This is a genomic window from Acidilutibacter cellobiosedens (genome assembly GCF_004103715.1).
GTDB classification, from domain to species: domain Bacteria; phylum Bacillota; class Clostridia; order Tissierellales; family Acidilutibacteraceae; genus Acidilutibacter; species Acidilutibacter cellobiosedens.
The window spans coordinates 1579539-1592602 of the sequence record NZ_CP035282.1; the positions used below are offsets into that span (position 1 = coordinate 1579539).

Consider the following 13064-nt stretch of genomic DNA (forward strand, 5'->3'; position numbering starts at 1 on the left):
TAGTTTTTACGCAGTCTGACGTCCCTTTGTCCGCCTTGTAAGTAGACATATGTCTACAAAAAATAGTTGACAATTCCAAATTTTATAAATATACTATAAGTAGACATTTGATTACTATGGAGGTGATACTTTGAATAACGGAAAAAAAGCAAAGCTTACGGACAGTGAATGGAAAATAATGATGCTTTTGTGGGACAAATCCCCTTTAACCTGCCGCCAAATTGAAGATGCTCTGAAAGATGAGACCGGCTGGTCAAGGCATACGATTATTTCTTTTTTAAAACGCATGATGAAGAAAAACTGCGTTCGTATGGAGGAAGCAACTCCTGCCAGACTATACTATCCTTTATTAAATAAAAATGAAACAATATTAAAGGCAACCCGATCCTTTGCAACGAAAATATTTGACGGCAAAATGGGTCTGCTTGTTTCATCTTTGGCCGACAGTGAAGATATCACGAAAGATGAAATCAATTCCATGCTCAAATCGCTTCAGCAGGCTTTAGATGAAAAGGAGGATCAAGATGAGTAAGGTACTGAATATTTTAATGAATACCTCAATCGTATCTTCTTTGCTGATACTGATTATCTTTGTTATTCGGTCTGTTTTTAAAAATAAGATAAACCCTAAACTGCAATATGCGCTGTGGGCAATCGTTGCAGTGAGGCTTCTTATTCCCTTTAACTTTCAATGGACTGTTGAAATCAAAAGTATTTTGCCGCAAAATCACATTTTGAATCTTGCATTTCAGGACAATTCGGGCTTTTATGAAGAAAATGAAAAAGAGAAGGGAGATAAAACTGTTGACAATAAAGTAAATCTTTCCGATTTCTCCGGATCCTATGCAGGAAAGAACAATATTTCACGGCTTTCTTCAGGCGGTATTTATCGGCCTTCGTCTGATACGGATGTCAGCAACTATTCTAAACCGACGAATAATCAATCGGCGGATTATAAGTGGAATTTGTCCGATATTTTGTTCGTAATATGGATTGCCGGAATTTTTTTCATAATGTTTATTTTTGGAACACGCAATATTTCCTTTTACAAAAAGAGTATGAAAGATATGGAACCGTATGACTTCTCGGATAACGTTTATGACGAGGCCTCGAAAATAGTCGGTCTCAAAGGCAGGATTCCCGTTTATCTTTCTCATGAACTGATTTCACCATGTGTAATCGGAATAGTTAATCCGGCAATTATCCTGACGGAAGGTGTCATTCATGATTCCAAGGCAACCAAATTTGCACTTATACATGAGATGATTCATTACAAACAAAAAGACAACTTCATCCGCCTTTTGGAAAATATTCTCTGCGCCTTATATTGGTTTAATCCTCTTGTTTGGCTGTCGGCGGAAGCCGCAAGAAATGATGCCGAGTTGTCCTGTGACAGCAGGGTTCTTGACAGGATAAGCTCAAAGGATCACTTTAATTATTGTTTTACTATTCTCTCCATAAGCGATAACAGCAACCGGATAGTTGCCGCTATGTCCGACGGAGGCAAAAAAATAAAGAGGCGTATCGACATGATAATCAAACCGCCCCCAAAAAGGTCTGCTGCTATTATAGCGGCGGTGATCTGCCTTTCTTTGGGGATATCGTCTTTTGTCAATATAAATGTAAAAGCGGAAAATTTAAGTACAATTCAGACGTCGGATGTTATTTCCCTTGGTAATATATATGAAGTTTATCAGCTTCTAACCAGGCTTCCCAATCCAAACGACAATTATAAAATCAATACGATTACTATAAACACCAAGGATGAGGATGTTCATAATGGAGGACAGAGTCTATATTTGGGATATGAGTTTTCTGAAAAAAATAGTATCGGAGGCCTTAATGATGATGATGTTGAGAAGATAAACGCAAACGCTTTATGTTTGTTTTCCGGCATTTCCGATTTAAAAAATATTACAATTTCTTATATCGATAAGCCTGCCAACTCGATTATAAGAAATATAAAATCACCCGTCACCTATACTTATGACAGGGATAAAATCGAAAAACACGGGGATTCCGTAAGCATTGTACCCGAAGTTGACGTCAGCTTCTGGCAAAGCTGGGGAGGCAATAACGTTATTATCGTAAAAGGCTATTCGGATATATACTCCAAAATCGGAATCAAAGAAGAGGAATACAAAGAAAATCCGGCAATGGTAGGTAAATTGTTTTCAAAATTGGGAGATTACAGCGATTCGTGGAAGAGCCATAAAAGTACCATATATAGGTTTTCACCCAATCCCGTATATCCGGATTGGAAAGACCTTATGATTACGACTGACGAATTCGGCAATCTTGAAAGCCACGGAATTATTTTATCGGATTTAGAGTGAAAGTATCTACTCTCGTTTTGCAGGTAAATTATGTACTTTGAAAATTTAATATTTAAAATCAAATATCTTGCTATTATGCTCATAATTGAAGCTTTTTTCTTTAATCTTTTCTTAGTACGGCCGTAAAATTTTCCATTAGTTGTACTGAGAATCCCTGCACAAGCAGACAAATCATCTGCTTGTGCGGGTAAAATGAAAATTTGACATACGAATAATACTGAAATAAAAAAATATTAATTATTTTTAAAATATTTCAATAATAAATATCTTTACTTTTAAAAATACCGGTGTTATAATTTGAATTAAGTAGAAATATATGTTTTTATCAAAGTAAAAAGTAAATGTTGGTATTTGATGGCATACGGCAAGAAAGTGCCTTTGAGTCATCTCATAACTAATATAAAAAGTAACATATGGATTGTTAAAAAATAAGAAATTAAATATTAAATCTTACATAAAAGAACTTTGTCATAAGAACCCTTATAAGACATTTATAGATTCAGTCACAAGTATTTCAACAGTTTTGACTCTTCTGAAATTATCCGAAAACGAATCATAAATATTCCATAGTCCAGCTTATATTTATAAAATAAATAACAAGAACCCAAAAAAGGCATTGAGTGATTACATTGCAGTTTTTGGGTTTTATTTGTTTACAGAAAAACAATAAATTACAGGGGGTGAATCAAGTGAATAAAAAGAGTTACTCCGTAGGTACGACGGATAAAAGCTGGAAAGGTAATAACGTACAGAGCATCACATTTATTGTCACAAATGACTGCAATCTTCGCTGTAAATACTGTTATATCACTCACAAATCCTCGAATAAAAGAATGAACTTTTCCGTGGCTAAAGATTTTATAGACTATTTGCTGGCATCCGGCAACGAAAGATTTTCCGAAGCGGTAATATTGGAATTTATCGGCGGAGAACCGTTTCTTGAAGTTGAATTAATAGACAGGATATGTGATTATTTTAAACTGTCAGCATATAAGCTGGATCATCCGTGGTATTGGAATTATCGAATCAGTATTTGTACCAACGGAGTCAATTATTCAAGCGAGTCGGTTCAAAAATTTATTGCCAAGAATTTTAACAAAATATCCGTGTCGATTACTTTGGACGGGACGAAGGAGAAACATGACCTTCAGCGGGTTTTCCCCGATGGTACAGGTTCCTATGACATCATCAACAAAAATGTTGATTTATGGCTAAGCCAGTTCAGCGGTTCCACAAAAGTAACATTTGCCAGTGACGACCTTCCGTTTCTCAAGGACAGCATCATTTCCTTATGGAATAGGGGAATCAAGACGGTCAACTCCAATGTGGTATTTGAAAATGTATGGAAAGAAGGGGACGACAAAGTTTTGGAAGATCAATTGGTGGAGCTTGCAGACTATGTACTGGACAACGAATTGTACAACAAGGATTTGATTTGTTCCTTCTTTGATGACAACATAGGATATCCCTATACCGAAAAAGACTTTGATTCCACATACTGCGGTGCGGGGAAGATGATGGCATTGAGTCCCGACGGGAAAATATATCCCTGTTTGAGGTATTACGGTTATTCTTTGAACAATCATGAAGAATGGCCTGTCGGGAACATAAAAGAGGGGGTGGATATGGAAAAGGTCAGGCCATTTATGCTTGCATCCAACAGACTGCAGAGCGATGAGGAATGTCTCAACTGTGAAATTGCAACGGGCTGTGCGTTCTGTCAGGGGTTTGACTATGATGTGGCAAAGACGCCCACAAACTTTTACAGAGCAAAATATATATGCAAGATGCACAAAGCAAGGGTAAGGGCAAATGAATATTATTTTGCCAGATTGTTTAACAGATACGGCATAGAGCGTCCGGAAAGGCCGGGATACAGTAAAAAATTGTATTTCATGCTGTCCGATGATTACGTAAGCTATTGTACTTATGACAATAAAAACGGTTTCACACACCGGATGGACAAGGATTCCGTCCTCAACGGGCTGAAATTTGCCCGCCACAATTTTTACAAACCGGTGTTCGTTCATTCCAACAGCAGGTTTGATTTTGAGAACAGCAAAGATTGTGAAGGATATGATATTCTCCATATAATTCCCGCTCGGTATGTGGGAGAAGGGAAAAAACAGGGGTTGAAGAGAATCATTCCCGTATATAATAAGGAAAACTTGACTTGGGACAACTTCGGTTTTGACAATGTAATATTAAATATAGCGGAGACGGAAATAAATTCCTTATATGATTGTGTGAAATCTTTGCTTCCCAAGGTATCCCGTATAAATTTGAATATAACGGATATCAGCAAGAATTTTGATGAGAAAATGTACGCCGCTCAGATGAAACGTCTCAAGGAGCTTGTAATGGATATGGTAAAAAAGCAGGGGATATTTAAGGAAATAAGCCTGCTTACGGACATACTGTTTATAAATTCTCACGATAATTGCATGGCTGGTGATAAAACCTTCGTGTTGTCTCCGGAAGAAAATATATATACCTGCTGCGGGGTATATTCCAATGAATCGGAAAACAATATCGGGAATATAGAAGAGGGAATAACGGTAGACTATGATTTCCGCCTTTACAAGACCAAAAACAGCAATATTTGCAGATTGTGCGATGCGTATCAATGCAGAGACTGTATATATGTCAACAAATTATATACAAAAGAAGTCAATGTATCCCCGTCTTTTCAGTGCAGAAAAAGCTACATCGAAAGATCGGTTTCTTCGGCCCTGTTAAATGACTTAAAAGATTTATCGGTATTTCATAACTATATCAACGGAAAAGAAATAAAGGATTTGGGTTTTTTAGATCCTATTGCGGCATTTTTAGAGATTAACGGACAAGGCCAAAGCTATTACAGATATAAAAAAGCATAACCGGAAAGGAGGATAATTATGGATCAAAAAGTTGTTTGGGAACTTTCGGAGGAAGACAGTAATGAGATTCAGGATTTGTTTGAAAGAAAAATTGCCCTTGAGAATTTGGTAAAGATAGTTGATTTAAAGGATTCCGATATTTATGAAAAGCTCTTGAAGGACTACGGAAAAACAATAAGGGAGTTTGAGGACTGGTGGAAAACAAAAAGTTCGGAATACAAATGGGAGGGCAGTAATTGGTGGGTGGATTTCACCAAAAATCAGGTTTTAACCAAGGTTTAATTTTAAAGCGGAATACAAGCAGGCAGTTTGCTGCTTAGTATTATAGCTGCAGCTGATATTTTAAAAGAAAGGAGGGGTGTGGCATGTCGTATAAGAGCAAGATTGTTAAAAACGTTTTAGCTAATCCTATATCAGTTCAAGGGTGTACTACTTGTTCAGGAAGCTGTCAAGGTGACTGCGATACTGGATGTAAAAGAAGTTGTGGGGATGATTGTGATTACACATGTGAGGGTTCATGTAGCGGAGATTGCAGTGGAGGTTGTTCAGATACATGTGAAAATACCTGTACATTTGTGTGTGCAGCAACTTGCAGTCATCGTGCCGGTGCTGGTTCTTAAATCTTTGGTTAATTATTGACAATTATGATTTTCCCGGCAGTTTTACTGTCGGGGAAATCATAACTACATATTAAATATTTATTTTTATACAAATATAAATAAAAGGAGATGGAATAATTGAATTTATCAAAGAAGACAAAGCAGATACTCTTAGGAGTCATACTCCTTGTGGTAATTACAGTTGGAATTATTGGGTTGAAACTAAGCAATAATCGAAATAAAGATGTACAGAAGGCAGAAAAAACAGCTACGGTAAATACTGATGATAAACTATTCTATTATGTTGAAAAGAAACTCTATGAAGAACATAATATACATGAAAAATTAACACCCTACTTTGTAAATTATAAAGGAAATACTGCAAAAGCGATAGAAACAGAGAACGGTATGAAACTTGTAAACATGAAAAACATGAAGAATATAGCAGATGTGCCTCATGAAGTGATTGTGAACAGTACCGGTTATTGGATTGACGAAGATTCCAATTTTGTCACGGTAAAATATAACAAAGAAAAAAAGGCGGTTTTGGTGAGAACATTTGATAAAGACGGAAAGGAAATCGAGGAACCTGTGGCTCTTAAAGAATTCGGAGGAAGAATTAATGACGACAGCTATATAAATGTTATGGAATTTAGAATAGATACTAAATATATATATTTAGTAAGCGCAGCTGATCCACGTCCTATTTTACAAATTTTTAATAAGAACGGCAGCCTTCATAAAAATTATGCTGACATAGGCAACTTTGAAACAGATAATAATGGAAGTATTTACATTACTTTTGGAGTATCCGGCGAACATAAATACAATGGATTCGAAAAAATAAATGTTGAAAGCGGAGAAGTGGAATACTCCGTAGATACAAAAATTCTTCCAAACCATATCCGTTACAATAAGGAAAAAGATGCGGTATATGTAATGGATGATAATGGAGTCACGAGATATAATGCTTCCGACGGTAAGAATGAAAAGAATATATTTACCTTTGGAAAGGATTCCACCTATGTCCTTGATTCGCTTCAAGTTGAGGATTTTTTTGTGGGAAATGAAGAGGAGTTATATATTTCTTTGTTCTACTTTGAAGGTGATGAATATATTTGCCTATACTACGGCTATGAACCTAAGGAAGGAATAAGGCCCGAAAGAACCGTTACTTTGACTGTTACTGCTCCCTACAGGCAGGATTTCTTGTCGGATGCCATAACAAGATATGAAATGAAGTATCCGGATCAAAAAGTGAAATATGATTATAAGTACAACAGTGAAGAGGAATTTGTCGCCAACACGGAACAGTACGGCCAGCAGCTTTCCTTAAGTATTCTCGGGGGAGATGTGGGAGACGTGGTGATGACCGGAGGCTCGGGCCTTAATTATGAGGAGGTATTTAAAACAGATGCCTTTATGGATTTGTCATCTCTTATAGAGAAGGACAAAAACTATGACGTACTCAATAAAGATGTCATTGAAGGTTTGAGGATAAAGGGTGCCGTAAGGGGATTGCCTATAAGTATTACACGTTCATATTATGAGGTAAATACCAAACTTTTGGATTCAATTGGAGTTAAACTGGACTACAATAATTTGTCATGGAAAGATGTTATTTTTCTTACAAAGGTCATAGAGGAAAAAGCACCTGATGTTCATGTGTTTACGGGAAACGAATATGTGGGGGATTATCTCATTCCTATGATTGGAGCCAATATATCTCAGCTTGTGGATTTTGAAAATAAGAAGATAAATTTAAATCAGGAATGGTTTGTTGATTTGCTGAAAGATCTTAAGGAGGCAATGAAAAGCAAGAATTTTGTCAAGACGCATACCGGATCTGATGTAATAGACAAACTCCAAGGTTCTTTGTTTGTTCACCGCAGTACTGAACGTAAATATTACCGTGACATGGTATATAATTATTTGCATTATAACGAAGAAGGAAAAGAAAGTTTATATATCCCTATCTTTGTGGGAGAGAAATCAAATAAACGTGGGGTACAGGTCAATAATATGTATTCCATAAACAACAAATCAAAGAACAAGGAAGATGCATGGAAATTTTTAAGTTTCCTCTTGGGAGACAATATTCAAAAGTTAAGGACATTGAGAGCAGAACCTGTTAACACCAAGGCAAACAAGGAAATTCTTGAAGCTGCGGCCGAAGAGTTTAGCAGAACTTACGGTGATGATGCCCTTAAGGTTGTTGATATGATGATGAATATTTTTGACCGTACAGATTATGTTGATATGTATTACGATAAGCAGGATATTTATGATCCTTTAATGAGTTATATAAACGATGAAATGTCATTGGAAGATGCTCTCAAAAAAGCGGAGGAAAATGTATGGATAAGGCTCAATGAGTAGAGATAAAGGAGAATACAAGCAGTTGATTTTCTGTTTTGTATTATAAGCTGCGGCCGATATTTTTAAAAGAAAGGGGGATAAAGATGTCTTATAAGAGTAAAGTTGTTAAAAATATCTTGACTAATCCTATATCAACTCAAGGATGCGCTGATTGTTCGGGAAATTGTCAAGGAGAGTGTGGGAAACTATGTGAATCAAATTGTGGTTCAAATTGTTATACTACGTGTTCGGGATCATGTGAGGATGATTGTGTTAATAGCTGTAAAGGAGACTGTGAAAATACCTGTACGTTTGTATGTGCCGCAACTTGCAGCCATCAAGTAGGATAATCTTTTAATTAGTCACTGATGAATCGTGATTTTCTCGGTAACAAAACTATCGAGAAAATCATGATTACATATTACATATTTAAAGAGCATATTGAATCAGTACATATGAAAAGCGTGCGAAAAACGATGTTTAAGGAGAATTATTTAAATATGTATGTTTTATTCGAATAAAAGGAGATGGAATAATTGAATTTATCAAAGAAGACAAAGCAGGTAATTTTGGGAGTCGTACTCCTTGCGGTAATTACAGTTGGAATTATTGCGCTGAAAGTAAGCAATAATCGAAATAAAGATGTACAGAAGGTGGAAAAGACAGCTGCGGTAAACAGTAATGAGAAGCTCTTTTATTATGTTGAAAAGAAACTCTATGAAGAACATAACGTATTTGAAGATATAGCATGTCGGTTTGTAAATTATAAAGGAAATGTGGCAAAAGCCATATACAGTATAGAAGGTAAACCGACAAAACTTGAAAGTATGAAAAATACGAGCTATATAACAACTATACCTGATGAAGTATCTATGAGTAGTGGTTATTGGATTGATGAAAATTCCAATTTTGTTACAGTAAAATATAACAAGGAAAAGAAAGCAGTTTTGGTAAGAACACTTGACAAGGATGGAAATGAAGTCGAGAAACCTGTAGCCCTTAAAGAATTTGGGGGAATGATTAATGACGACAGCTATATAAATGTTATGGAATTTAGAATAGATACTAAATATATATATTTAGTAAGCGCAGCTAATCCACGTCCTATTTTACAAATTTTTAATAAGGACGGTAGCCTTCATAAAAATTATGCCGACATAGACAGCTTTGAAATAGATAATATGGGAAAAATATATATTCCGTTTAATGATAAATACAACGGGTTTGAGAAAATAAATGTTGAAAGCGGAGAAGTGGAATACTCAATAAGAACAAAGATTCTTCCAAATCATATCCGTTACAATAAGGGAAAAGATGCAGTATATGTAATGGATGATAATGGAGTCACGAGATATAACGCTTCCGACGGTAAAAATGAAAAGAATATATTTACCTTTGGCAAAGACTCCACCTATGTACTTGACTCGCTTCAAGTCAGGGATTTCTTTGTTGGAAATGAAGAGGATTTATATATTTCTTTGTTCTACTTTGAAGGGGAGGAATATATTTGTCTCTACTATGGATATGAACCTAAGGAAGGCACAAGGCCTGAAAGAACCGTTACCTTGACTGTTACCGCTCCCTACAGGCAGGATTTCTTGTCGGATGCCATAACAAGATATGAAATGAAGTATCCGGATCAAAAAGTGAAATATGATTATAAGTACAACAGCGAAGAGGAATTTGTCGCCAACACGGAACAGTACGGCCAGCAGCTTTCCTTAAGTATTCTCGGGGGGGATGTGGGAGATGTTGTGATGACGGGAGGTTCGGGCCTTAATTATGAGGAGGTATTTAAAACAGATGCCTTTATGGATTTGTCGTCTCTTATAGAGAAGGATAAAAACTATGACGTACTCAATAAAGATGTCATTGAAGGTTTGAGGATAAAAGGCGCCGTAAGAGGGCTTCCCATAAGTATCAAGCGTTCATATTATGAGGTGAATACCAAACTTTTGGATTCAATGGGAGTTAAACTGGACTGCAACAATTTGTCATGGAAGGATGTTATTTCTCTTACAAAGGTTATAGAGGAAAAAGCACCTGATTCTCATGTGTTTACGGGAAACGAATATGTGGGGGATTATCTCATTCCTATGATCGGAGCCAATATATCTCAGCTTGTGGATTTTGAAAATAAGAAGATAAATTTAAATCAGGAATGGTTTGTTGATTTGCTGAAAGATCTGAAGACGGCAATGAAAAGCGAGAATTTTGTCAAAACGCATACCGGATCTGATATAAAAGATATGCTCCAGGGTTCTTTGTTTGTTCACCGTAGTACTGAACGCACATATTATCGTGATATGGTAGGACGTTATTTGGGATATAACAAAGAAGTAGGAGAAAGCTTGTATATTCCTATTTTTGTGGGAGAGAAATCAAATAAACGTGGGGTACAGGTCAATAATATGTATTCCATAAACAACAAATCAAAGAACAAGGAAGATGCATGGAAATTTTTAAGTTTCCTTTTGGAAGACGATATTCAAAAATTAAGGACATTGAGAGCAGAACCTGTTAACACCAAGGCAAACAAGGAAATTCTTGAAGCTGCGGCCGAAGAGTTTAGCAGAACTTACGGTGATGATGCCCTTAAGGTTGTTGATATGATGATGAATATTTTTGACCGCATCGATTATGTTGATATGTATTACAATAAGCAGGATATTTATGATCCTTTAATGAGTTATATAAATGATGAGATGTCATTGGAAGATGCTCTCAAAAAAGCGGAGGAAAATGTATGGATAAGGCTCAATGAGTAGAGATAAAGGAGAATACAAGCAGTTGATTTTCTGTTTTGTATTTATAAACCGCATCTTATATTTTAAAAGGAAGGGAGGAATAAGAATGTCATATAAGAGTAAAGTTACTAAAAATATTTTAACTAATCCCATATTATCATCAACTATATGCAGTGATTGCACAGGAACCTGTGCAGGTTCCTGTAGCGGTTTTTGTGGTCAGTTGTGCAGTGGTAGCTGTGAAGATACCTGTACATTTGTATGTTCCGCAACATGTAGTCATCATACAGGATAATCTTTTAATTGATTACTGACAAATTATGATTTTCCCGGCAGCCTGACTGCCGGAGAAATCATGACTACATATTAAAAAAGGAAAATACTATGGAGGCATAAATGAGAAAAGATAAGGATTTTGAAAAATTCAACTGGTTCTTAAAAAAATATATTTATCCTCAGCGGGTTAAAATAGCATTTATTGTTCTTTTAATTTTGGCCGGTTCGTCCATAGGGAATCTGAGCCCTTTTCTGTACGGCAAAATGTTGGACAGCATCGTCGCTTTTGATATAAATCATTTGATGCGTCTGATAATAATTTATTTTATTGTTACCGTAGGTACTACTATTCTCAGCATTTTTGAGGGTTATATGGGAAAGATGGTGTCTTTTAAAATCGTTAAGAGCTCTCAGAGGGATTTGTTCAATAAAATCGTCAGACTGAAGGCATCGGCTTTTGAAAAGTATACAACAGGTGAACTTATTTCACGATTAAACGGTGACTCCGAAGGGGTCGTAAGTTTTTTGCTGGATGTTATAACAAGCATTTTAAACATATTCATTAACATGTCAATATCGTTGTATTTTGTATTAAAGATTTCAATAAGGCTTTCTTCCGTTTCAATATTTTATATACCCGCATCTCTTATTGTAACCATTACGGCACGGAAGAGCTTTAAAAAACTGGCGGAAAAGAGAAAAGTTTTTAACGATAAATATTTCGGATATATAAATGAAGCTTTTTCCAACAACATAGGTATAAAATGTTTCAGACTTGAAAAAAAGGCATGTAAGAAGTATGACAATTTTATATCGAAGGAACTTGATATTGAAAAACATTCCATGGTTTTGAGCGGAATAATTCAGATGCTAAATACGCTGATTTCCGTAATTTCCTCCTTATATATTATTTATTTATCGGGGATTCTGATCAAGGGCGGTTTACTGACAATCGGTACCATGGTTTCCTTTAACACGTATATAAATAAGCTTTTTGCTTCAATTTCCCAAATTTTAGGTTTAAATATAAGCAAACAGACGGTTTCGGTTTCATTGGACAGGCTTATATCTTTGATTTCGGAAAAAAGTGAGGATATGGAGGAATCTGAAAAGAAATTGAAGGATGAACCGGAGTATGTTCATGTATGTAATGTCTCTTTTAAATACAAAGAGGATAGTGATGCGGTCATAAACAACCTTTCTTTCAGTTTGGATTCTCCGGGGTTTTACAGCTTTGTAGGGAAAAACGGATGTGGCAAAAGTACTCTTGCGAAATTGCTTGTAAAGTTATATGATGTTGATAGCGGTTATATGGAAATAAACGGTATTGATTATAAAAACTGTTCTATTGACAGTTTGAGAGAGAATATCACATATATTCAGAAGGAAGACTTCTTTTTAAATGATACCGTATATAATAATTTATCTTTGGCAAACGAAAGGGCTTCTTCAGATGATATATACGGGGCATGCCGGATGGCGGGGCTTGACGGGTTCATAGATTCCCTGCCCGACAAATATGATACCATAGTGGGAGAGGGAGGTTCGACTCTCTCCAGCGGCCAAAGGCAGAAGCTGAATATAGCACGGGCACTTTTAAAAAAATCTAAAATTTTAATATTTGACGAAACAACGGCCAACTTGGACGGTAAATCAGAAAAAAATGTAATTTCCATATTAAAGGAAATAAGCAGGCATTCCATAGTCATTTTTATCAGCCATAAAGTTTCGTCAATAGTCCAAAGCGACAGGATTTTTTTGATGGAAAACGGAAGTATCGTTGACAGCGGTACTCATGAACAACTTTCGGAAGACAATTATACTTACAGGGAACTTTTCAAATATTCAAACACTTAAATATGGATAAGG

The 13064-nt window shown here is 35.9% G+C and carries 10 protein-coding genes; all 10 read left to right on the forward strand.

Annotated features, from left to right (window positions below):
- Positions 1-130 precede the first annotated feature (130 nt).
- The 10 genes from EQM13_RS07530 (at position 131) to EQM13_RS07575 (ending at position 13052) form a co-directional block, all read left to right on the forward strand.
- Positions 131-532 carry a BlaI/MecI/CopY family transcriptional regulator gene (locus EQM13_RS07530; protein ID WP_206172927.1) on the forward strand — a complete coding sequence of 134 codons (402 nt, stop codon included), beginning with the start codon at positions 131-133 and terminating at the stop codon, positions 530-532.
- Positions 525-2336, forward strand: coding sequence for a M56 family metallopeptidase (locus EQM13_RS07535; RefSeq protein ID WP_161567194.1), 1812 nt, complete (start codon positions 525-527; stop codon positions 2334-2336). Before EQM13_RS07530 ends, EQM13_RS07535 begins: the two co-directional genes overlap by 8 nt.
- A 689-nt stretch (positions 2337-3025) precedes the next feature.
- A complete protein-coding gene (locus EQM13_RS07540; RefSeq protein ID WP_161567195.1) occupies positions 3026-5215 on the forward strand; it encodes a radical SAM peptide maturase, CXXX-repeat target family in 2190 nt (729 codons plus the stop codon).
- Positions 5216-5233: 18 nt separating this feature from the next.
- Entirely contained in the window at positions 5234-5497 is a 264-nt protein-coding gene (locus EQM13_RS07545) for a CXXX repeat peptide modification system protein (protein ID WP_128752359.1), read from the forward strand.
- 171 nt (positions 5498-5668) lie between these two features.
- Positions 5669-5854 (forward strand): hypothetical protein, encoded by a 186-nt coding sequence (locus EQM13_RS07550; protein ID WP_114219661.1) that lies wholly within the window; start codon positions 5669-5671, stop codon positions 5852-5854.
- 98 nt (positions 5855-5952) lie between these two features.
- A complete protein-coding gene (locus EQM13_RS07555) occupies positions 5953-8193 on the forward strand; it encodes an ABC transporter substrate-binding protein (protein WP_128752360.1) in 2241 nt (746 codons plus the stop codon).
- Positions 8194-8276: 83 nt separating this feature from the next.
- On the forward strand, positions 8277-8522 hold the full coding sequence (locus EQM13_RS07560) for a hypothetical protein (protein WP_114219658.1): 246 nt from the start codon (positions 8277-8279) through the stop codon (positions 8520-8522).
- A 186-nt stretch (positions 8523-8708) separates the two neighbouring features.
- Complete coding sequence (locus EQM13_RS07565; protein WP_128752361.1) at positions 8709-10940, forward strand: ABC transporter substrate-binding protein; 2232 nt, start codon at positions 8709-8711, stop codon at positions 10938-10940.
- 85 nt (positions 10941-11025) lie between these two features.
- Entirely contained in the window at positions 11026-11214 is a 189-nt protein-coding gene (locus EQM13_RS07570; protein ID WP_128752362.1) for a hypothetical protein, read from the forward strand.
- 101 nt (positions 11215-11315) lie between these two features.
- Entirely contained in the window at positions 11316-13052 is a 1737-nt protein-coding gene (locus tag EQM13_RS07575; RefSeq protein WP_128752363.1) for an ABC transporter ATP-binding protein, read from the forward strand.
- Positions 13053-13064: the final 12 nt, after the last annotated feature.